Raw genomic sequence first — 21,159 nt, forward strand, 5'->3', positions numbered from 1 at the left:
CCCTCCCCATGTTCGCATTCAACGCCTCTAAATCCGTCCTGTTGGGCGCCCTGTTTACCCTGAGCCTAGCCACGTCCGCCTGCGGTCAGCAAACGCCTTCGCAGGCAGCGCCGGCGGCTAAAACACCCGCCCAGCTAGTGGGCTACACCACCGCCACGCTGCCCATCGAAGGCATGTCCTGCGGCTCGTGCGTCTCCAACGTGAAGCAGACCCTCAAGGGCCTCGACGGCATCTCGACGGTGGCCGTGAGCCTGGAGCAGCGCACGGCCACGGTGGCCTACGACCCCAAAAAGGTCAAGCCCGAGCAGATTCAGGCCGCCGTCAACGCCAAGGGCTACAAGGCCGGCGCGCTGACCACCGTCACCGGCAAATGAGCTTAGAAGATTTCCTGCACGAGTCGGCCGCGTCGCTGGCCGGCGGCCTGGGCTTCTCCGCTCTGCTGGCCGTGGTGGCCGGCGTGGTGGCCTGCAGCGTGTGCCCGTGCTCGCTGCCCGTGGGCCTCGGGCTGGCGGGCCTGGTGAGCACGAACTCGGAAACGGCCAGCAAGCGCAGCGGGTTGCCCGTGGCGGTGGCCTTCTTCCTGGGCATCGTGGTGAGTTTGACGGTGCTCGGGGCCGTGGCCGGCCGGCTGGGCGTCATCCTGACCGAGTCCTTTGGGCGGTACTGGGCCCTGGCCATGGCGGGCATTTCGCTGCTGGCCGCGGTTGTGGCTTTCTACGGGCCCTACCTGAAACCCCACCAGCTGCAAACCCTGCGCAAACCGGGGCTAAGCGGCACGTTCGTGTACGGCTTCATCTTTAGCCTGGGCACCTCGGCCGCGCCGCTGCTGCTGCTGCTGGCCGTGGCGGCGGGGCAGGCCAGCGTGGGGCGGGGGCTGCTGCTGGCCCTGGCCTTTGGCATCGGCCGGGGCCTACCGTTTCTGCTGGCCGGCGTGTTTGCCAAGTCGCTGACGGCGCTGGCGCAGTCGACCCGCTGGCGGCGGGGCATCCAGCTGGTGAGCGGCATCGCCCTGCTGTTTGTGAGCGGCTACTACGTGCGGGTGTTCGTCAACTTGCTCGACAACTAAGCCAGCTGACTATTAAGATAGGGGCGGTGGGGAAGCGAAATCCTGCAACTCCCCTGCTTAATTCTGCACCATCTGCGCGCACGCCCCCGCCGGGCGCGCTGTTACTTACTTGAAACGGCCGCTGCTGGCTCCACCTTCTTCTCTCTTATGAACACGCTTCAATTCAAAACCAACATCAACTGCGCCAACTGCGTCCGCGCGGTGACGCCGACCCTGAACGGGGAGCCCGCCATTGCTTCCTGGCAAGTGGACACGGAGAACCCCAACAAGGTGCTAACCGTGACCACCGACCTAAGCGAGGCGCAGGTCCTGGCGCTTGTGGCCGACGCCGGGTTCCAGGCCGAGAAAGCCTAACCGACGCAACGCTTTTACTTAACGGCGCCCGGTCCGTTCTCCCGCTAACATCATCCGCTGGGCCGGGCTGTTGCGTTTTAACCACCCAGCCAGGAAAGGCAAAGCGTTGATGTTCAGTGCTGCGGTGCTGCTCTCTGGCGGTGTCCTGTTCGGCTTTACCAGCCCGACCGCTGCCGACTGCCCCCTGAAAGGCACCCCCGAGTGCCCCTTGGTGAAAAACTGCCCGGACAAGGGCACGGCCTGCACGTTGGCAGGTGTGCCCGCTTGCTGCACCAAAAAATAGGTAGCTAGTCATTCGCTTGAAATAGGCTTGAGCCGTGTCGTCCATGCAGTTGCGCGGCGCCGGCTCAGGCTTTTTTTTGGCCTTGTGAAAAATATTTTCCTTATGTCGTAAACTTGCGACATAATATGTCGTATATTTACGACATAGTTACTGACCTCTTTATGACAACCGCGAAAACCACGGCCTTTACGACTGAGCAACAGCAGCTGGCCCGCGTGGCCAAAGCCCTGGCTCACCCCGCCCGGGTGGCCATCATTCAGTTGCTGGCCAGTAAGCAAACCTGCATTTCCGGGGACATTGCGGCGGAGTTGCCGCTCTCGCGCACCACCGTCTTTCAGCACCTGCAGGAGCTGAAAGCCCTGGACCTGATTCGCGGGGAAATTGATGGCCTCACCGTCTGTTACTGTTTGAATACCGAACTGCTGCGCCAGGTGCACCAGCAATTCACGGCCTTTTTCATCGAGGCCACGACGAGCGCGGCCTGCGGGCCGGCCGACGCCTGTGGCTGCTAACCATATCCTTCACCAAACCGCTCCAACCCATGAAAATCTCCGAAATGAAGCAGTCCCTGGCCGGACTCGACGCCGTTAACTTCCGCCTGCCCACCGGCGATTACCTGCCATCCCACTTCCACGTGACGGAAGTAGGCTTAGTGAGCAAGCATTTCATCGACTGCGGCGGCGTAGAACGTCGGGAAACCGTGGCCAACTTTCAGCTGTGGGAAGCCGGCGACTACGACCACCGACTGGCCCCACAGAAATTCCTGCACATTCTGAAGCTCTCGGAGAAGATTCTCGGCAGCGAGGACCTGGACATCGAGGTAGAATACCAGCAGGACACCATTGGCAAATTCGGCCTTGCGTTCGACGGCACGGACTTCGTGCTGACGCCCAAACAGACGGCCTGCCTGGCACAGGATGCCTGCGGCATTGCGGAACACCAGATTGCGCTCCCGCAACTGCAAACCGCCTGCTGCACCCCAGGCGGCGGGTGCTGCTAACCGCTCTTAACGGCGCTACCCTACAGGGCAGCGCCGTTTTGCTTAAATCCCCGCATTTCTTCTTCGTTTCTGATGACAATTGCCTTTTTCTCCGACGTGCACGGCAACCTGCCGGCGCTGGAAGCGGTGCTGGCCGATATGGAGCAGCGCCGCCCCGACATGATTTTTTGTTTGGGCGACTTGGTGGGCTACGCCCCCTGGCCCAACGAGGTGGTGAACGAGGTGAGGCGGCGCGGCATCCCGACGCTGGCCGGCAACTACGACCAGGGCATCGGGCTGGCCAGCGAGAACTGCGGCTGCGCCTACAAAACCGATGTGGAAAAGGGACTGGGTGCGCAGAGCATTGCGTACACGAATCACATCGTCGGCCCGGACGAGCGGCGCTACCTACGCTACCTGCCCAAGCACATGCGGCTGGACTTTCAGGAGGAGCCCTACACGCTGAGCCTGCTGATGGTGCACGGCTCCCCACGCAAAATTAACGAGTACCTGTTCGAGGACCGGCCCGAGGCCAGCTTCCTGCGGGTGCTGGCCGATGCCAACGCCGACATCCTGCTATTTGGGCACACCCACAAGCCCTATCACCGCACGTTTGCCTACGAGCACGAGGGTGAAACCCGCTACCGCCACGCGCTCAACATCGGCTCGGTGGGCAAGCCCAAGGATGGCGACCCGCGCGCAGCCTACCAGCTGGTACACTTGGACGAGAACACCCAACTGACGGACCCCAACAGCGTGCGCTCGGAGTTGATTCGCGTGGAGTACGATGTGGAGAAAGCAGCCCGGGCCGTGGAGGCCTCGCCGCTGCCCAACGAATACGCGGACATGCTCCGTAACGCCTATTAAACGGATTCTGCCATGACGATTATTCCGATGACGGACGCGCACTGGCCGGCGGTAAAGGCCATTTACGAAGCTGGCATTGCGACGGGAAATGCCACGTTTGAAACGCAGGCACCGGCCTGGGAAGCATGGGATACCGCCCACCTGGGCCATAGCCGGCTGGTGGCGGTGGACGAGGCTGGCACGGTGCTGGGCTGGGCGGCGCTCTCGCCGGTATCGAGCCGCTGCGTGTACGGCGGGGTGGCCGAAATCAGCATCTACATCGGGGCCGAGGCGCGGGGCCAAGGCGTGGGCCGGCAGCTGCTGCAGGCCCTGATTGCGGATTCGGAAGCTCATGGCATCTGGACGCTGCAGGCCGGCACGTTTGAAGAGAATAAAGCCAGCATCGGCCTGCACACGCAGGCGGGGTTCCGGGTGATTGGGCACCGCGAACGAATCGGCCAGCACCACGGCGTGTGGCGCAACACGGTGCAGATGGAGCGGCGCAGCCCGACCGTCGGCATCGCTTAATACAACTGCTTTTTATGACGACTTTGAATCAACATTTGCCCGCCGCGCCGGCTCCGGCCGCGCTGGCGGAAAAGAAACTCTCGGGCCTAGACCGGGGGCTGACCCTGTGGATATTCCTGGCCATGGCGCTGGGCGTGGCCCTGGGCTATATGGTGCCGGGCATCAACGGGGCTATCAACTACTTCTCGGTGGGCACGGTGAACGTGCCGCTGGCCGTAGGGCTGATTCTGATGATGTACCCGCCACTGGCCAAGGTGAAGTATGAGCAGCTGCCGACGGTGTTCAAGAACACGCGCATCATTGGCCTCTCGCTGTTCCTGAACTGGATACTCGGCCCGCTGCTGATGTTCTTTCTGGCTATCTGGCTGCTGCCCGACAAGCCCGAGTACATGATGGGCCTGATTCTCATTGGCATTGCCCGCTGCATTGCCATGGTGCTGGTATGGAACGACCTGGCCGACGGCTCGCGGGAATACGCGGCCGGGCTGGTGGCGCTGAACTCCATTTTTCAGGTGCTGTTTTACTCGGTGCTGGCCTGGCTGTTTATCACGGTGTTGCCGCCCTACTTCGGGCTGAAAGGCTACGCGGTGAACATCGGTATTTGGGACATTGCGCAGAGCGTGCTGGTGTACCTGGGCATTCCGTTCGCGGCGGGTTTTCTCTCGCGCTTGGTTCTGCGCCGGCTGAAAGGCAACGAGTGGTACGAAACGGTTTTTATTCCCGCGATTAGCCCGATTACGCTGGTGGCACTGCTGCTGACCATCGTGGTCATGTTCAGCCTAAAGGGGGAGGCCATCGTGCAGGTGCCGCTGGACGTGCTGCGCATTGCGTTGCCGCTGGCCCTGTACTTCGGCATCATGTTCGTGCTCAGCTTCGCGGCGGGCAAGTACCTGGGGGCCGATTACGCCGAGAATGCCAGCATTGCCTTTACGGCGACGGGCAACAACTTTGAGTTGGCCATTGCGGTGGCCATTGGCGTGTTCGGGCTCAACTCGGGGCAGGCGTTTGCGGGCGTAATCGGGCCGCTGATTGAAGTGCCGGCACTAATTGCACTGGTCAACCTAGCCTTCTGGTTTCGGCGCCGCTGGTACGACGGGAACAGCGTGGCTGCGCAGGCGTAATGGGGGCAGACTATCCAAACAATAAAGCGCCTTACCTCACGAGTCAGGCGCTTTTTTGCGTCCATGCGGCCGCATGGTAACCGCTGCCTAAGAAGCCTACTTTTTAACGGCTTCCGCAGCAGCCGGGGTCACCACGGCGGCCGTGGTTGGCTTTTTGGCGCAGCAGCTGGCCCCGGGCTTCTCGTCCTTCGAGCACTGCATGGTGGCTTCTTTAACCGCTTTTTTGTTCTTTTTGCCGGGTTTGCCGTCATGGGCCGCGGCGCTGCTGATGGTGGCAAACAGGGTCAGGGCAAGCAGGAGATTTTTCATGAGATGGAAAGGTAAAGGAGTGAGTAGGCGAAGGAAAGGCATCTAGCAGCAGCCGCAGGCCCCTGTGCCCTGCTCCTGAATGGGCGGGCAAGGCACCGTGCCGTAGGAGCAGAACACGCAGCAGTCGCCGGCCAGGGGCTTGAGCACGGTGTGGCAGCTGGTGCATTCGTAAAACCACTGGCAGGCGTCGGTGGGCATCTGCTCAGCTTGGGCATGCTGGCAAACCGGACAGGTAAGCACCGACGTCAGCGTGACCAAGGGGGTAGGGGCAGAAGGCGTGAGGGAAATCATAGCCGGGAGCATTTAGCGGGAAGGATTCAGCACCGAATAGCCGGTGCCGTTGATGGCCTTTTCAATCTGGGCCACGGGCGTCACGGCGGCATTATAGCGCACCTGGGCCGTGCCCTGGTCATAGGACACGCGCACGCTCTGCACGCCCGGCAGCTGCTGCACGTCGTGCTCCACGTGGCGGGCGCAGGCCTCGCAGGTCATTCCCCCGATGCGGTAGGAGCTCGTTTGCCACACCGGCGCCGTATTGGTGGCTGTCACCGGTTTGAGTGCCGCCGACGGGTAGAACCGCGCACTGTAGTAGGGAAAGGTCAACAGCAGGCCGGCCAGCACCGTCACGCTGGCCAGAAAGCCGCGTGACTGCATCAAGGAAGGTTTAGCCGGCACGGGGCAGCCACAGTCATCGTCTGCCACGGGCGCGGGCTTGAGTTGTTGGTACCAAGCAAAACTGAGCACGCCCACCGTCAGGGCCACCAGGTAAGGACGCAGGGGCTCCAGCCACGAGAAAGTGGAGGCGACGCCGCCCAGCCCACCAATGATGGCCAGAAGCGGGGTGATGCAGCACAGCGAGGCGGCCAGCGCCGCCAGCACGCCCGTGCTGGCCAGGGACTTGGAGGAAGTGAAAGCGGGCTGGTTCATACGGCAGCGGCAGTCAAGGCGGGTGAAACGGATGATAGCAGCGACTGCACCAATGGCTGATGCGCGGGGGTCAGCGAGTAAAACACGGTCTGGCCCACTTTGCGGGCCTGAATCACCCCGCCGTCCTTGAGCTTGCGCAGGTGCTGGGAGATGGCCGACACATTCATCTGCAGCACATCGGCCAGGTCGCACACGCACAGCTGCTGGTCGAGCAGCAGAAACAGCATCTTCAACCGCACCTCGTTGCCGGCCAGCGCGAGCACGGCCGCCATGGCTTCGATGCCCGGCGCAGCTGCAGCCAGACGCTGCTTGCTGTGTTCAATGTGGGCGGCGTCAGCAAAGACGCGGATGCAGGAAGCAGCCATAACTTTGAGTTTATACAAAGTTATTGTTTTCTTATTTAAGCAAACGCTTAAATAATTAGCGTAAGACAAAGATGAGGTATAGTGAGTAGTTGACTGTCCGTTATTGAATAGCTGCTTCAGCGTGCAAGGAAGACTCAAGACTACTTCCACAACCGGCCGCATTGAAAAACCGGACTACCCTTACGGGTCAGAATTCTTCCTTGGTTTATCCAACAAGGCACCGGCTCCCAACTACTTTACTTGCCGGTGCGCACTGGCAATTGCGGCAGTACGGTCCTCGCTCATGCCGGCCGTGGCGGCAAACTCTGGCCACCGTGCCACCTGTTGCAGCACGTCGTCTATCAGCTCGTCGGCCCCGCGGATGTTCATCTCCCGGGCCACGGCCCGCAGGTCGGCGCGGGTGAAGCCGTCCCGCTTGCCGTTCAGGGCCATCTGGTGCTGGCTGGTCCAGCGGTTACCGGGCTGGTAGGCATAGGCCACGTCGTAGGCCGGGGCTAGCTGCCACTGCCCGGCGGCGTCCATCAAAAACGAGATGTTCTTGGTGTGGTCGTCCTGGTTGCGGGCCACCACGTTGAACACCATCCGCCGGTAGAACTGCTCGGCCGCCGTGTAGGGCAGGCGCAGGTCGCGCATGACCTGAAAGGCCTGCTCGTAGGAGTAGGCGGCGGGCTGGTTGTAGTCGTAGTGGGCCAGCGCGCACAAGGTCTGCGCGTGGAGTTTTTCGCCCGCGGCCGTGCGGTCGAAGCGCCGGGTCATGAAGTGGGCCCGCGGCCCTTCCTCGTAGAGGCGGCACTCGCTCATCTGCAGGCCGCTGGCGGTGGCCATGAGGTAGTAGGCGTACTCCAGCCGCCCGAAATCCTGGGGGTCGGCCAGGGCCTGGTCGCGCACGCCATCCAGCTTGAGCAGCCAGTAGCCAAAGCCGGGCGGGGCCTTTACCTGGCCCGAGCGTACCTCGCCGCTGTTTTCGTTGAAGGCAATGATGGCCTTGGGCCGGGCGCCACCGGCCGAGGTGCCTACGGCCAGCAGGGCCGCCAGGCTGTCGGCGGCCTCGTCGCGCAGGTTGACGTGGAAGGCCTCGCGCTGGCCCACGACCTGCTGCGCCAGCTCGACCAGGGCGGCCACTTCCACAGGCTCGGCCCCCGCCCCGGCCACGTTGCCCACCTGGGGCTCGAATTCCAGGGCGCCCATGCCGCGGTTGGCGATGTAGCACAGGCGCTCCACCGGCGAGAAGTCTGCGGCGGCGCGGCCCTGCGTGGCCAGCCAGGCGTCGATGAGCTGGTTGCCGAACCGGTCCGGCAGCGCATCGGCCAGCAGCCCGGGCAGGCCGTGGTAGGTGTCGGGGTTGAGGCGGGGAAAGGAATACACCTGGCCGGCGCGGGCCGTCAGCGGCATCTGCAGCGGCGCCACATTCAGACCGGACTTCACAAAGCCGGGGTCATAGGCAAACGTGGCCAGCGACCGGGCCGCATCCCAGCGCACGGCGCCGACCAACTGGCCCCACAAGCGAACAAAAGCGAGGTCTACCATTCAGCGGGTGGGGGCGGCGTGGATGAAGCCGGCGAGGCGTTGCGGCGCTGCTTTTTGGCGAGGCGGGCCAGCGCCAGGGGGTTGATTTCCGCTTTGGTCACCAGCGTATCCAGCAAGTCTAACTGCTCCAGCGTGCGTAGCAGCTGCACAAAGGTGAGCAGCGAGGTAGGACGGCCATGCTCAATTTGGCTCAGGGTGGCCCGGTCGATGCCCGCGGCCTCGGCCACCGCTTGTTGGGACTGGTTGCGATTGAGCCGAATCTGGCGCAGGCTGCTGCCCAGTTCGCGCAGGATGGCCAAGTCGGAAAGAGAGTACCAATTCATGTTGTACAGACGCAACAAACAGGGCCAAATATACCATGTTTGTTGCGTTTGTACAACATATAAGAATCGCCTGCGGCACGGAATTATCCGTAGTTTATTTACCGGCCCTTCCCAATTGCTTAGTACCGCGGCCACTACAAAATCACATAGGTTCCTTGGCTGCCACTGGTTTTATACCTGGCGTGTTTGGCTTCGGCCCTACGGAAACGGAGAACTAGGCCCCGGTTCGCTACAGGAGGCGGGCATTAACGGCGAATAGCTTTGCCAAGGCCGGTGTTACATTCCGGATGAGGGCGTGGGCAGGATTTCCTGCTACCGGGTCGTGGACGCAAGGACACTGATTGTCAAGCGGAACCTTTGCCGCCAGCAAGGCCCCCGTGTGCGTGCTACGGGTGGCAATGGCTTGTTCCAATGTAGTCAGGGCCATGATATCGACAGATAGGCCGCCTTCTCCGCTGCGCATCTTGAAAGCGGCGCTGGTAGGCCGGCGGACACCGTCCGGCATTACTTTAAAAAACTGGGGCTGTAAGATGATTCTTCGGAGTAATTCATCCTCGGAGGTTATCTGATGCACACTCATGTATTGCTTGCTGGGCGCGGAGGATCAATAAAATGCCGCAAGGCAGCAAAGAGGCTAGTGTAAGTGCCAATGAGAGCGCCTTGCGCCGTGAAAAGCAGGTAGTCCTCGGTTCCATCGGGGTGTACCTCGATTTCCATCGAGGCATTGTCTCGGTCCAGTTCCACCTGTATGCCACCATCGCGCATGGGAAATACATGCACGCTTACGGCCGGCGCGTAGACCAACTGCAGCGAGAGGGAATTTAAGAGCTGGCGGGCACGGGCCAGGGCGCGCTCCTCGGTGGGCAAGGCCCCGTACGAATCCCAATTAGGCGACAGGTTGCGGAACGTCTCCAGCTGCGCCAAGAGCTTCGGGATAACCAGGCCCAAGCCGGTTACTGGGTTTCGCTTGGTCTTGATGGCCAGTAACTCAAGGGTCTCGAACAGGGAGAATTTGTTGCTGATACCCCGCGCATTTTTTCGGCTGGCCTGCTCGTTGCGAACAAATTCGTCCGCGTCCATCGACCACATGTCAATGCCTTTCACCGACCGGCGGTCAGAGCGGGCAATTGACTTGCGAATCGTCATTACTTGTGGTTCCATAGCGCTTCTTATACTGCTACTGCACGAAATTCGTACGAGGCTAATTTCAATATCATCGTTAGGACGAGAAAGACGTTTTCTACGCCGTACTCGTCGTCGTCCATCAAGCCATGGGCCACGCGGTTACGCAAGTTATAGCCGGCTTTCTCACTGAGGAAAAACTTGATAAAGAACCGATCCTCTTCTTCAAGCTTCCCTTTCAAGTCGGCCAGCAATTCGTCCAACAGCTTTTCCATGGTCACCTCCGAGCCCTCGCGCATCTTAAAAGTCGGCATATTCAACCGTACGCAGATGTAGCGCAGCAGGTACTCGACTTTCAACGTCAGTGAATCCGTGCTGGCAATGAAGTCGGGTTCATAGTCAGGGTCCTGCCGCCACGCTTCCAGTTCTTGGAAGAGCAGGCGAATGCCCGACATGATCAGGCGCAAAGGGGAAGTCTGGGTTTGCTGCCCGCTCGATTCCACCATACGGGGCTCACCCAGCCAACTGCGCTGCAAGAACGCTTCAATGGCGGTATCCGTCAGCTTTCCAGCTTTAAACGCTTCCAGCATCAGTTTAACCAACGTCTGGGTAGAGAGCTGGGCCAGCAGGCTGTAGGTATTCAAAAACTGAAACTGCTCCTTCTCTTCTTCCGTGTAAAACGTTTGTACCGTGTTGCCGTGCTTGTCCTCCAGGCTTTTAGGCAGCATGTCCATAAAAGAGTCGCGCTGGGCCTGGGCGGCCTCGCTCACCTTATCCAAGCTGTGGAACATGGGCGTCAGGCACAGCTCCGTCAGAATGCCCTCGGCATCTTTGGTACGCACCACTTCATCAATGTACTCCATCAACGCCCGGGTGGCCTCGTCCGGCATTTGGGTGCGGGTCTGCGTCAAGGCAAAGCGCGTCCGCAGGCGCTGATATTCCTGCTCCAGGCGCTGGCTATTAGGCTGGTCTTTCACTTGCCGGTAGATGCGCAGGGCTCGTTCCGTAAAGGTGACGGCTGTCATGTTGTGCTGTGCCTCCGCTTCCTGGGCCAGCGCTTCCAGCTGCTGCGCCTGAAACGTCAACCACCGCTCCCGTTCGCGGCGGGCTTTGACGGCCAGTTCCGCCGCCTCGGCCGCCAGCTCAATGGCGCCATGCCGGTAAGTTTGCGCCAGTTGATGCACCCCATGCCAATCTTGTTCGAGCAAGGCATCGGCCTGCGCCGGACTGTTCAGCGAGCGGTAATACTCGGTAAACAACCGGGTGATGGAGGCCAAGACCAGCAAGGTAGAACGGCTCTCCAACGGCCAGGAAGTGTGCAGGTCCACCAAGTAGTCGACGATTGCGCGCAGCAGCTCTGCAACGCCCGCGTCGTTTTTTCGCGTGTTGGCCAGTTGAAAGGCTTTCCGCAACACCTCAATCGCATGCAGGGCATAATGGGCCCGCTCCCCGGCCACGCGGTGTTTGTCGATATAACTGCTTCCTAATCGAAAGAGCGTAGCCGCCAAGTCCCGAACTTCCTCATTAGTGCGGAGTTGCTTGCGCAAATACAGAAACAAACCGTATTCGCTCTTCAGATAAAGGTTGGGGGAAGCCCGATACCGCTGCTGCACATACGCATACTCGGCCGCGCCATACCCGCTCGTATCCGGCCAGCCGAACTCGTGCTCCACGCCCTGCTCGTCTTTTCGGGTACCACTGATCTGATAGCCTACCCCTTTGTCAAGTTGTTTACTGGCGGCTACTACTTCCTGTTCTATTCGGGCTGACCGGGCGTTTTCGAGGTCCCCAGCCCCCGTAAGCTGCACAGCCATTTCGCCCAGTCGCGAGGTAATCGCGTGATGGTCCTTGACATCTTCGCTGGCAGTATCGAGGTAATTCAGGTAATTCTGAAGGTCTTGCATGTAGTGGCTTTACCGGTGCTTCCTAAACAAGGCGGCGGGAAGATTGGCTCCCATTACAGGACGTTGCGCGCAATCTTGCGCATGGCCGACGGCGTGTCGCCAAACTTGCACAGGGCCTCACAGTGCTGGCTGAGTTCGGAGAACAGAATGTAGTGGATGGTTGCGCCAGCGGCCCGAATGGCCGGGCGTGAGAGTTGGGCCTGTACCTCCTTCTCGCGGGCGTCGGGCACCACTAAATACAAGGCTGTTTCGTGTTCGGGCATGGAAAACGCCAAATCCGTCAGCCGCAGAATGCCGCTGTAGATGCTGGTACTTTTCTCGACCTCAAAGGCGGCTACCACCCGATTGGTACCGGGTGCAAACCACACCACATCAATGAGGCGAATAGTGGTGGCCACGTCGGCCGGTACCGGCAGCTCGGGGTGCTGGTCGAGGCAGAGAAATGACAGCTTCTGGCCGTGACACAAGCGGTTACGGTCGTTGATGGCCGTGGTCACGTCGCAGCCCAGGGCCTTGCCGATGCGCAGCAGGTGGTGCTGCATCTGGGTGTGCTGGTTTTGCTCCTGGGCCTCGGTCTGCACCTCCTGGTGGCGCTTGCGGGCTTGCTGCTGGTACTTATCGCGGTCCTCGTCGCTGGCAAACTGCTGGTCGCCGGCAATCATCTTCTTCACGCCCACGTCGAAGAGCAAGCCCGCCAGCGCCCCGTAGTCCAGGCTCAGGTGCTGACGGTGCTCCTGGTTCAGGTCGCGTAGCCGCTCGCGCATGCGCAGGTACTCCGCCCAGGAGCCCAGCTTGATTTTCTCCCCGAACAGGGCGTTGAAGCCGTTGACGATGGCCGTGTTGCAGGGCGGCATCAAGGTGGGGTGCAAAAAATACAGGATGCTGGCTACGGCCGGGCCCAGCCCCTTGATTTTGCGGCGGTCCAGCAAGTCTATTTCGCGTAGTAACTGCTGCTCGGTGGTGGCGGCCAGACAGCTTTCCAGAAATTGCCCGAAGGCGCGCTTATTGTCCTCGTGCTCGTAGATGTCGGGAATGCGCAGCTTGGGCTTCCAGTAGAAGGGGTGGGCCGCGCCCTGAAACACCTGCTTTTGCTCGCTGATGACGCTGAGCACAAATTCAAGCGACGTGCCCTTGAAATCGTTGCCGAAGCTACCGGCCTTGATGTCCTTGACCACCTGCTGTACCCCGCGCCGGATGGAGCGAAACGCCTTTAACCGTTCCTCGTTGTTGATAAACCAGGTATTGTAAACGGATTCGGAATCGGCTTTGTACGATTGAATAAGGGGCGGTAGGGCAGCAGACATAAAAAGGAAGTAGAACCAATACAGTAGCTAAGTTGCACAGAAGTCCGGGCCCAATCATCATGCTTCCGGCGCGGGTCCCGGCATTTCGCGAAATGGCGGCTACATCTGGTGTCCGGGCATGTCCATCCCGGGCATTGCATCCATTGGCATACCCGGCCGCATCGACAGGTCCCCGTACTGCGCTGCCAGGTAATATCCCACGGCCAGCAGGAGCAGGGAGAGCAAGGCTACCGCAGCCTTGCGGGATGCCGATATATGCTGACCGCCCATGTTGTGGTGGCCAGTAGCGTGCTGACCGCCCGGCGCTGAAGCATCAGCTGCTACGCGCATGTGCGCGGCAGAGGCTGCGGTGTGAGCTGTGATGGCGGGGTCGGTGGCGCGCTCGGGTGGTGGCCCCCCTTTGCCAAGAGCACGCTCGGTGCCCATGCCGTGCTTAAGCTGGTTTTTCACGAGCCACCAGTTAATGGGGTAAGCCGTGAGGGCTCCTACCAGGGTGGCCAGTGACATAATTCCCCAGAAGCGTACGGAGGCAGGCTCCATAGCCGTCATGTCGCGGGTCATCAGGATAACCATAGTTGGAATCATGCCAGCCATGACCGCATTCATGGACACCCATTCGGGGTAAAAAGAGGCCCGCATGGCCTTGCTATAACTCCCCCCCAGCATGTCTTTCATAAACAAGGCCTGGAAAATAAGTAAGCCAAACAAGAAGCCGGCGGCGTACTCCACCCAGATGTCAATGCCCATGGGCAAGCGCAGCCAGCTGGTAATGATGGCTGCCGCAATGATGCCGGTGGCGTCGCCGGCTAAGCAGTGGATAGTGGAGCCGACGGTTTGCTTCCACAGCGGGGCTACAAACTGCTCGTGGGTGCCGGGGGCCGGCTCGCGGCAGGAAAACCAGTAGATGAGCAGGCCCACCGGCCCGGTGTAGAGCGTCACCAGCACCCAGCCCCATTTCATCACCTTCATTTCCGGGGTGCGGGTAAACAGGTCCCAGGCCACGTAGGCTACGGAAAGGGCGGTTAAAGTAAACCAAATCCACAGCAGGTACTGCGGAAACAGTGGCTCCGACATTGGGTGCATCAGGGGAGGGGAGTAAGTAAAACGGAAAGGAAGTAAAAGACCAAAAAGAAGAATCTTCAGCGGAGCGGCTGGCGCAGCCTAGCCTCCATGGCGGCTGTCAGTGGGTCAGCATACGCGCCGTATGCATTTACCAGCACGCCCCGCAGGTCCAGTCCGATGGCCCTGATGGCGTAAAGGATGGATTGGTCAGCTGGGTCGGAGGGCCCTTCAAAGCGAAACACCGCGTCGACCTGAAACTGCTCGGGCCGGAGCTGCAGGTCGTGGGCCGCGCAGTACAGGCAGTCGGGCCGCAGGTTAAAGTCTTCGGTGTAGCCGCGGCTGCGCAGCTGCTGCAGGGCGGAAGAGAGCGTGTCGGAAGGTTCCATAAGGGTAAGGAAGGAAAACGTACGTCCAGCAGGAGCACGTGGCTTACTGTGGCCAGCGGATACCCAGCTGCCAGCATTCGGCATAATCCAGCGCCATATGCAATAAAAAGCCCACGGCCCACGGGCGGGTTATTGGAGGAAGCAGCACGAACCCATAGATGCCCATCGCCCAGTACGTATGTAGGGGGTGGTAATTGATGCTGCACCGGGTAGGGTCAAACATAGGCGTGGCCAGCACATGGTCTATGTCTAGCAACAGGGCTGCGGCCAAGATAAGCCAGGCCCGGCGCCAGCGCGGCCGGTAGAACAGCAGGGCCACAATACCAGGCACCAGCAGGTGGAGAAGTGCGTGCACCATACGCAGCAAACGGCAAGGAAAAAGAGCGACCCCGTGGGAGCCGCTCTGAGAATGGCAGCTACGCTACCAGTTAGTAGGATTTGTTGGCCAGCAGCCAATCCTGCAACTCCTTAATTTCCATTTGCTGGTCCGTGATGATCTTCCGGGCCATGGCCTTAGGGGTGGCTTCCCGACCCAACTCAATCTCATCCTCGCTCATTTCCAGCGCGCTGGTGTGGTGGTCAATCATGAGCTGGGCAAAGTCCTGGTCCGCGTCGCCGGTGAGCACGCGCAGGTCATTGTTTTTATCCATCATCTCCATGACCATCATGGCGCGGTCCATGAACTCCATCACCATGGGAGCATGGGCCGGATGGCCGGCCAGGAAGGCATTGAACTGCGTGATTTCGGCCTGCTGGGCGGTAATTACGCGCTGAGCAATGGCTTTCATGGTTGCGTTGTCCCCGTCACTGAGTTCCTTCTGGGCCATTTTGATGGCGCCCATGTGGTGCATGACCATCATCTTGGCGTAGTCATTGTCGGGATCCATGGTGGCCGTCATCATATCCATCTCCTTGCTCATATCGTGCATGATAGACATGAAGGCGTTTTTGTCATGAGCCTGCACCTTCAGGCCATCGGCTTCATCTTTGTTACACGAAGTCAGGGCACCGAAGGCAAGTACTGAAGCAAACAGGGTAAAGCGGAGCGAACGTGGCATACTACAGGGTTGAATGGTAGGCAAAGGCAACAGAGGTTGTTACCCTAGCTAAACGATGCAACAGCCTCCCTGTTTGCCCACAATTCGGCCGAAAACCTTGTAAAGTTTCCAGTCCCACGCCTCTAAGAGAGAGTTTCCAGGCCGAGACGACCCGCGCTGCCGGGCCCTAGGGCCTGAAAATCGGAGGGGGACATACCCGTGACCTGGCGGAACTGGTTGGTCAGGTGGGCCGCGCTGCTATAACCCAATTGTTTCGCGACGCTGCTCACGTTCGCGTCCTGGTAGCTGAGCAGTTCCTTGGCGCGCTCCACCTTTTGGCGTATGATGTACTTCTCCAGCGTCAGGCCCTCGCGCACCGAGAACTGGTGTGACAAGTACGCGTAGGCCCGGCCGACCCGCTCGCTGATGAAGTGAGAATAGGTGTGAAATGGCTGCAGCTCAACCGGGGTGTAGTGAATCAGCTCTACCACCAGGGCCTTCACCTGCTCCACCAGCTGATCGCGTGGGTCCTCCACCAGGGCAAAGCCGTAGGCCTGCAGGGCTTGCTGCACCACGGGCTCCTGTAGGGGACTGCCATCCGCCATGCGCACATTAGCTGCCCCCAGGGCCACGTCGTCCACCACCAGCCCGGCCTTCTCCAGCTCGCGCTGCACCACCCGCAGGCAGCGGGGGCACACCATGTTGCGGATGGAAAGGCGAACCGCCCCGGCCGCGGGGGGCGGTAGGGTGGAAGTGGCGGACTGCGTCATGATGTTCATTTTACGACCAGGCTTCCCCGCAGCATGTGCATGCCGCAGGTGAAAGCAAAGGTACCGGCTTGCTGGGGCAAAAACTCAATGGCCGTAGTTTTAAACGGAGCCAGGTCGCGCCGGATGTTGAAGTCGGGCAGCAGCAGCTCCTCGGAGCAGCTGTTTTCCTCATCGCGGTAAAAGTTAAGCTGCACGGGCTTGCCGCGCTCCACCTCAATGACGTCGGGCGAGTAGCCGCCCTTCACCATGATGTCGACCTGCTGGATGCCCGCCGACGAGGAAACGGCCGCCGCCACCCGGTGCGGGGCCAGAAAGAAAAACCAGCCGACAAAGGCCAGCAGGCCCACGCCTGCCAGGGTGACGATTAGCTGAGTAGTATCCATAGGGGAACGTACAAAAAGGAAAGAAAAGGCCGCCTTATGCGGTCCGCTTATAAGCGCGCAGGCGCAGCGAGTTGGTCAGCACCGACACCGAGCTCAGGGCCATGGCCCCGGCGGCCAGCATGGGCGAGAGCAGCCAGCCGGTGAGCGGGAAGAGCAGGCCGGCCGCAATAGGAATGCCCAGCGTGTTGTAGATGAAGGCGAAAAAGAGGTTCTGCTTAATTGTGCGCATGGTTTGGCGCGAGAGGTCAATGGCCGTGACCACGCCCTGCAAATCCGAGCGCATGAGCGTGATGCCGGCCGCTTCCATGGCCACGTCGGTGCCGCCGCCCATGGCCAGGCCGATGTCGGCCTGGGCCAGGGCGGGCGCGTCGTTGATACCGTCCCCGACCATGGCCACCACGCGGCCTTCGGCTTGCAACTCTTTCACCTTGCCGGCCTTATCGGCGGGCAGCACCTCGGCAAAGTAGCGCTTGATGCCTACCTGTTCGGCTACCTTGGCGGCGGTTTGTGGGTTGTCGCCGGTCATCATCACCACCTCAATGCCTTTTTGCTGCAAATGGCGAATCGCGGCCACCGACGTGTCGCGTACGGTATCGGCTACCCCAATCAGGGCCACCACCTGCCCGCCCATCGCGGCGTAGAGCACGGTCTTGGCTTGGTCCAGCAGCTGCGCGGCGGCCTGCTCGGCCGCGGCCGTCATCGGCACCTGGTGCTCGACGAGCAAGCGGCGGTTGCCCAGCAAAATAGCCTGCCCGTCCACCGTGGCACTGGCCCCACGGCCTTCCAAAGCCTGAAACGCGGTGGCCGACAGCGCTGCGGCGCCCTGGGCATCGGCGTAGCGCACTACGGCCTCGGCCAGGGGATGCTCGCTCTGCCGCTCCACGGCGGCCAGCAGGGGCAGCAGGCGGTCAGTAGCTTCCCCGGTGACGGGCACGAAGTCCGTCACGCTGGGCTCCCCGCGGGTGATAGTGCCGGTTTTGTCGAGCAGCACGGTGGTTACCTTCTCCGCTTTCTCCAGGGCCTCGGCATTGCGAATCAGCACGCCGTGCTCGGCCCCCTTGCCGGTGCCGACCATAATGGCCGTAGGCGTGGCCAGGCCCAGGGCGCAGGGACAGGCGATGATGAGCACGGCTACAAAGTTGACCAGCGCCAGCGGCAGGCGCGTGGCTTCGGGGGCAAAGTCAAACCAGAGCACAAAGGTGACGATGGCAATCATAACCACCACCGGCACGAACACCGCGCTGACTTTGTCGGCCAGCTGCTGGATGGGGGCGCGGCTGCCCTGGGCTTCTTCCACCAGCTTTACAATCTGGGCCAGCATGGTTTCGGCGCCCACTTTGCTGACGCGAAAGCGGAACGAGCCGGTCTTGTTGAGGGTGGCCCCGAACACGTTGTCGCCCTGCTTCTTTTCCACCGGCAGGCTCTCGCCGGTGAGCATGCTCTCATCGACGGCCGAGTGGCCGCTGAGCAGCACGCCGTCGGTAGCTACTTTCTCCCCAGGGCGCACCACCACTTCGTCGCCGGGCACGACCTGCTCGATGGGCACGTCTACTTCCTGCCCGCCCCGCACTACGCGGGCGGTTTTGGCCTGCAGCCCCATCAGGGCCTTGATGGCGGCCGAGGTCTTGGACTTGGCCCGGCTTTCGAGCACCTTGCCCAGTAGAATCAAGGCAATGATGGTGGCCGTGGTGTCGTAGTACACCTCGGGCATGATGCCGCGCTGCATAAACCAGTGGGGAATCACCGTGGCGGCCAAGCTGTAGAGAAAGGCCGCCCCGGTGCCCACGGCGATGAGCGTGTCCATGCTGGCGGTGCGGTGCCGGAAGCCGTTCCAGGCCGAGACGTAAAACTCGCGGCCGCTGTAGAGCAGCACGGGCAATGTCAGGGCCAGCAGCACGTAGTTGAGTACCGGCGTCGGGATCAGGTTCATCATCCGGGGCCAGAGCATGAGCATACTCAACGGCATGATGACCACGGCCAGCCCCACCGCTACCTGGAAGCGGCGTTTGAGCTTCTGGTAAGCCTCGGCCTTGCGCTGGTCCAGCTCCTGGTCGGAAGCCAGCACGTTGGGCGAAGCCGGCGCGACCGGCTCGTGCACACCGTAGCCGGCCTGCTCCACGGCCGCCTTCAGGCCGGCGCGGTCAATCTGGCCCGGCAGGTACTCGATGGTGGCCTTTTCGCTGGCCAGGTTTACGGTGGCGCGCTGCACGCCGGGCGTGCGGCTGAGCGCCTTCTCCACAAAGTTGGAGCAGGACGCGCAGGTCATGCCCTCGATGTTAAGCGTGGCGGTCTCGGTGCCGCCAGCGGGCGCCGCTGGCTGGGCGGGTGCCGCCGGGGTGGGGTGATGATGGGGTATGGTTTCCACGAGTAGTAGCGTTGGTGGGGAGCGGTAAGTTGCTCGTTGTGGTCAACACGAAGTAAACTGGCTTCGGTACCCAATAGATGTGCAGAATTGAGCTTTGCGCTTACAACATTTGCATACCCCGTCGTCCAGTGTGCCGGCACGTACACAATTCAGTCGCTGAGCTTATAAGATTTCCAGCATAGCCCGATTGCACTCCCAGCGGGTCAAAACCAGAACGGGGCCTAGGAAGGCCCGCAGACGCTGAAAAGGCCATTTCTGGGGCGGTAGGGGAGGAAAGGGGCTTAGCCGCCGAGCTAGGGAGGCCAGAGTAGCAGTAGAATACTATGTAAACCTTTCCCATAATTTTGCAGTTGACCTGTACCAATGTTCCGACTCCAGACCCATTCCCGACGCGCGGTGGCGACCTCCTTACTGGTGGTCTTCCTCAACGTGTTTTTTGGGCAAGTCTTCTGTGCGTTGGTAATGCCAGCGGCCCCGGCTCAAGCCATGGCGCACAAGCACCCGGCCGGCACGCCGGCGCATGAGCACCCGCAGCCAGCGTCGTCCAAGCACCAAGCGCCCCATTCCCATGGGGCTGGCCTCAACGCGACGGCGGCTCACCACCACGACGAGCGCGAAGCCCCCGCTTCCGGGACCTCGCACCAGCACGGCCCTAAGGGTGCCTGCTGCCAGGATGATGCCGCAACCGTATGGGCCTCGCTGGCGCATCCGCCCAAGGCGGGAATTGAGAAAATGGCGTTCATGCCGGTGGCTCTGCCGCCAGCACCCCTGACCGTAGTGTTCCGCTTTCAGCAGTGGGACCGTTCGCGTCCCGTGCTGCTGGTGGCGCGGCGGCAATTAAAGCCCAAAATACCCGATATCCGCATTTTCATCCAGTCGCTGACTGTCTGATTTTTCCGACGCGCTAAGGCTCGCGCCGGCATAGCTGTGCTATGTCCGGGGCGGGCCTTTTCGTTTGCCCGTCGCGCGTGGTCCGGCCGCGCCCCTTCCCCTTTTTCTTCCTGGTTTTTTCCTCCCGGCAATGAAGAGTTGTTGCGAAGAAGCTGGTACGCCGCCCCGCCGAGGGCCGGGCCGTCGCCTGCTCTCCTACTTGCTCTACGCCGTGCTGGCCGCCACGCTGGGCTTTGTGCTCTGGCAGCAGTGGCAGGCCTAAGCACTGGCTGGAGCCCTGGGCCGCCCTGAGAAGCGCCCCCCATTTTCATCACTCATTTCCTCCCCCATGCATCGCGTACCCCTTTCGCTGCTGGCCCTGGCCAGCGTCCTGACCGTGGCCGGCTGCTCTTCCGAAACCGAGTCGAGTAGCGCCACTAACACCGTAACCACACCCACGGATGCGCCAGCCGGCGCCGGGGCGGATCACGGCGCCGGCCACACCTATGCCTGCCCCATGCACCCCGAGGTGACCAGCACCAAGGCCGGGGAGACTTGCCCCAAGTGCGGCATGAAGCTCGAACACAACGATCAGGCGGCCGGCAACGGCAAAGCCTACGCCATGAAGTTTGAGCCGCAGCCCATGCAACTCACGGCCGGGCAGCCCTCGCAGCTCGTCTTCACCCCCCAGGAAGTCGGCAACGAGGCCGCGCCCGTGCCCCTGGCCCTGGTGCACGAAAAGAAAATTCACCTGATCATCGTCAGCAAGGACCTGGGCCAGTTCTACCACGAACACCCCGACTATACTGCCCAGGGCAACTATAAGGTCACCTACACTTTCCCCAAGGGCGGCGACTACGTGCTGTTTCAGGACTACACGCCCACGGGAGCTGGCCACCAGCTGGGCCGCCAGCCCATCACGGTGCAGGGCCCGAAGTACGCCCCGGTAACGTTCAAAAATGATGACATGCAGTGGGAGCAGGATGGCTACCAGGCCACGCTCTCCTTTGACAAGCCGCTCACCACGGGTCAGCTGCTGGGCATGAGCATCACCATCCAAAAGGACGGCCAGCCGGTCACTGACCTGGACAACTACCTCGGTGCCCTGGGCCACGTGGTGGTCATTAGCCAGGACACGGAGCGCTACCTGCACGTGCATCCCAATGACCAAGCCGACAAAGGCCCGCGGATCGGCTTCAACACCAACTTCGAAGCTCCTGGCCTCTACCGCGTCTTCCTGCAGTTCAACCACGGCGGTAAGATCCATACCGGCGACTTCACTATCAACGTGAAGGGCACGGCCGCTAGCTGAGGCATCCCTGTTTAGT

At 61.2% G+C, this 21,159-nt stretch carries 27 protein-coding genes; 11 read left to right on the forward strand and 16 right to left on the reverse strand.

Annotated features, from left to right (window positions below; all coding sequences use genetic code 11):
• Window positions 1-8 precede the first annotated feature (8 nt).
• From N008_RS22570 to arsB, 8 genes are all read left to right on the forward strand, one after another.
• Window positions 9-374, forward strand: a complete 366-nt coding sequence (locus N008_RS22570; protein WP_081910968.1) for a heavy-metal-associated domain-containing protein — start codon at window positions 9-11, stop codon at window positions 372-374.
• Window positions 371-1,066 carry a cytochrome c biogenesis CcdA family protein gene (locus N008_RS20555; protein ID WP_044019214.1) on the forward strand — a complete coding sequence of 232 codons (696 nt, stop codon included), beginning with the start codon at window positions 371-373 and terminating at the stop codon, window positions 1,064-1,066. Before N008_RS22570 ends, N008_RS20555 begins: the two co-directional genes overlap by 4 nt.
• Window positions 1,067-1,213: 147 nt before the next feature.
• Entirely contained in the window at window positions 1,214-1,420 is a 207-nt protein-coding gene (locus tag N008_RS20560; protein ID WP_044019215.1) for a heavy-metal-associated domain-containing protein, read from the forward strand.
• A 444-nt stretch (window positions 1,421-1,864) separates the two neighbouring features.
• On the forward strand, window positions 1,865-2,215 hold the full coding sequence (locus N008_RS20565; RefSeq protein ID WP_044019299.1) for an ArsR/SmtB family transcription factor: 351 nt from the start codon (window positions 1,865-1,867) through the stop codon (window positions 2,213-2,215).
• A 29-nt stretch (window positions 2,216-2,244) separates the two neighbouring features.
• Window positions 2,245-2,703, forward strand: coding sequence for a DUF6428 family protein (locus N008_RS20570; RefSeq protein ID WP_044019216.1), 459 nt, complete (start codon window positions 2,245-2,247; stop codon window positions 2,701-2,703).
• A gap of 72 nt (window positions 2,704-2,775) precedes the next feature.
• On the forward strand, window positions 2,776-3,549 hold the full coding sequence (locus N008_RS20575; protein ID WP_044019217.1) for a metallophosphoesterase family protein: 774 nt from the start codon (window positions 2,776-2,778) through the stop codon (window positions 3,547-3,549).
• 12 nt (window positions 3,550-3,561) lie between these two features.
• A complete protein-coding gene (locus tag N008_RS20580; RefSeq protein WP_044019218.1) occupies window positions 3,562-4,056 on the forward strand; it encodes a GNAT family N-acetyltransferase in 495 nt (164 codons plus the stop codon).
• Between the two features lie 14 nt (window positions 4,057-4,070).
• On the forward strand, window positions 4,071-5,177 hold the full coding sequence (arsB, locus tag N008_RS20585; RefSeq protein WP_052381916.1) for an ACR3 family arsenite efflux transporter: 1,107 nt from the start codon (window positions 4,071-4,073) through the stop codon (window positions 5,175-5,177).
• A gap of 96 nt (window positions 5,178-5,273) precedes the next feature.
• Here arsB and N008_RS20590 read toward each other — a convergent pair whose 3' ends face one another.
• The 16 genes from N008_RS20590 to N008_RS20670 form a co-directional block, all read right to left on the reverse strand.
• Window positions 5,274-5,486, reverse strand: a complete 213-nt coding sequence (locus N008_RS20590) for a hypothetical protein (protein ID WP_044019220.1) — start codon at window positions 5,484-5,486, stop codon at window positions 5,274-5,276.
• 42 nt (window positions 5,487-5,528) lie between these two features.
• A complete protein-coding gene (locus N008_RS20595; RefSeq protein WP_052381937.1) occupies window positions 5,529-5,777 on the reverse strand; it encodes a GDCCVxC domain-containing (seleno)protein in 249 nt (82 codons plus the stop codon).
• 12 nt (window positions 5,778-5,789) lie between these two features.
• Complete coding sequence (gene merTP, locus N008_RS20600) at window positions 5,790-6,413, reverse strand: mercuric transport protein MerTP (protein ID WP_052381917.1); 624 nt, start codon at window positions 6,411-6,413, stop codon at window positions 5,790-5,792.
• Window positions 6,410-6,778 carry an ArsR/SmtB family transcription factor gene (locus N008_RS20605; RefSeq protein WP_044019301.1) on the reverse strand — a complete coding sequence of 123 codons (369 nt, stop codon included), beginning with the start codon at window positions 6,776-6,778 and terminating at the stop codon, window positions 6,410-6,412. The genes merTP and N008_RS20605 overlap by 4 nt, the downstream gene beginning before the upstream one ends.
• Window positions 6,779-7,009: 231 nt before the next feature.
• Complete coding sequence (locus tag N008_RS20610; protein ID WP_044019223.1) at window positions 7,010-8,305, reverse strand: type II toxin-antitoxin system HipA family toxin; 1,296 nt, start codon at window positions 8,303-8,305, stop codon at window positions 7,010-7,012.
• On the reverse strand, window positions 8,299-8,628 hold the full coding sequence (locus N008_RS20615; RefSeq protein ID WP_071884651.1) for a helix-turn-helix transcriptional regulator: 330 nt from the start codon (window positions 8,626-8,628) through the stop codon (window positions 8,299-8,301). The genes N008_RS20610 and N008_RS20615 overlap by 7 nt, the downstream gene beginning before the upstream one ends.
• A gap of 576 nt (window positions 8,629-9,204) precedes the next feature.
• Complete coding sequence (locus N008_RS20625) at window positions 9,205-9,789, reverse strand: hypothetical protein (protein WP_044019229.1); 585 nt, start codon at window positions 9,787-9,789, stop codon at window positions 9,205-9,207.
• Window positions 9,790-9,797: 8 nt separating this feature from the next.
• A complete protein-coding gene (locus tag N008_RS20630; protein ID WP_044019230.1) occupies window positions 9,798-11,654 on the reverse strand; it encodes a DUF4209 domain-containing protein in 1,857 nt (618 codons plus the stop codon).
• Between the two features lie 53 nt (window positions 11,655-11,707).
• Complete coding sequence (locus tag N008_RS20635) at window positions 11,708-12,958, reverse strand: hypothetical protein (RefSeq protein WP_044019232.1); 1,251 nt, start codon at window positions 12,956-12,958, stop codon at window positions 11,708-11,710.
• A gap of 99 nt (window positions 12,959-13,057) precedes the next feature.
• Window positions 13,058-14,041, reverse strand: coding sequence for a DUF4396 domain-containing protein (locus N008_RS20640; protein ID WP_044019233.1), 984 nt, complete (start codon window positions 14,039-14,041; stop codon window positions 13,058-13,060).
• A 56-nt stretch (window positions 14,042-14,097) separates the two neighbouring features.
• Window positions 14,098-14,406: a hypothetical protein gene (locus N008_RS20645; RefSeq protein WP_044019234.1), complete on the reverse strand. Its 309-nt coding sequence runs from the start codon at window positions 14,404-14,406 to the stop codon at window positions 14,098-14,100.
• A gap of 43 nt (window positions 14,407-14,449) precedes the next feature.
• Entirely contained in the window at window positions 14,450-14,764 is a 315-nt protein-coding gene (locus N008_RS20650; RefSeq protein ID WP_044019236.1) for a DUF6122 family protein, read from the reverse strand.
• Between the two features lie 70 nt (window positions 14,765-14,834).
• Window positions 14,835-15,464 (reverse strand): DUF305 domain-containing protein, encoded by a 630-nt coding sequence (locus tag N008_RS20655; protein WP_044019237.1) that lies wholly within the window; start codon window positions 15,462-15,464, stop codon window positions 14,835-14,837.
• Between the two features lie 122 nt (window positions 15,465-15,586).
• Complete coding sequence (locus N008_RS20660; RefSeq protein ID WP_052381938.1) at window positions 15,587-16,213, reverse strand: helix-turn-helix domain-containing protein; 627 nt, start codon at window positions 16,211-16,213, stop codon at window positions 15,587-15,589.
• 5 nt (window positions 16,214-16,218) lie between these two features.
• Window positions 16,219-16,596 (reverse strand): cupredoxin domain-containing protein, encoded by a 378-nt coding sequence (locus N008_RS20665; RefSeq protein ID WP_044019239.1) that lies wholly within the window; start codon window positions 16,594-16,596, stop codon window positions 16,219-16,221.
• Between the two features lie 34 nt (window positions 16,597-16,630).
• The gene (locus N008_RS20670) at window positions 16,631-18,952 is read right to left on the reverse strand and encodes a heavy metal translocating P-type ATPase (protein ID WP_044019303.1); all 2,322 of its coding nucleotides are present in this window, start codon (window positions 18,950-18,952) and stop codon (window positions 16,631-16,633) included.
• A gap of 495 nt (window positions 18,953-19,447) precedes the next feature.
• On the opposite strand from N008_RS20670, the gene N008_RS20675 reads away from it, so the two are divergent.
• The 3 genes from N008_RS20675 (at window position 19,448) to N008_RS22070 (ending at window position 21,143) form a co-directional block, all read left to right on the forward strand.
• A complete protein-coding gene (locus N008_RS20675) occupies window positions 19,448-19,852 on the forward strand; it encodes a hypothetical protein (protein ID WP_197063008.1) in 405 nt (134 codons plus the stop codon).
• A 130-nt stretch (window positions 19,853-19,982) separates the two neighbouring features.
• The gene (locus tag N008_RS24105) at window positions 19,983-20,114 is read left to right on the forward strand and encodes a hypothetical protein (protein ID WP_257883438.1); all 132 of its coding nucleotides are present in this window, start codon (window positions 19,983-19,985) and stop codon (window positions 20,112-20,114) included.
• Window positions 20,115-20,180: 66 nt separating this feature from the next.
• Complete coding sequence (locus tag N008_RS22070; RefSeq protein WP_052381918.1) at window positions 20,181-21,143, forward strand: heavy metal-binding domain-containing protein; 963 nt, start codon at window positions 20,181-20,183, stop codon at window positions 21,141-21,143.
• The last annotated feature ends 16 nt before the right edge of the window (window positions 21,144-21,159 follow it).

Source organism: Hymenobacter sp. APR13 (assembly GCF_000737515.1).
Classification (GTDB): domain Bacteria; phylum Bacteroidota; class Bacteroidia; order Cytophagales; family Hymenobacteraceae; genus Hymenobacter.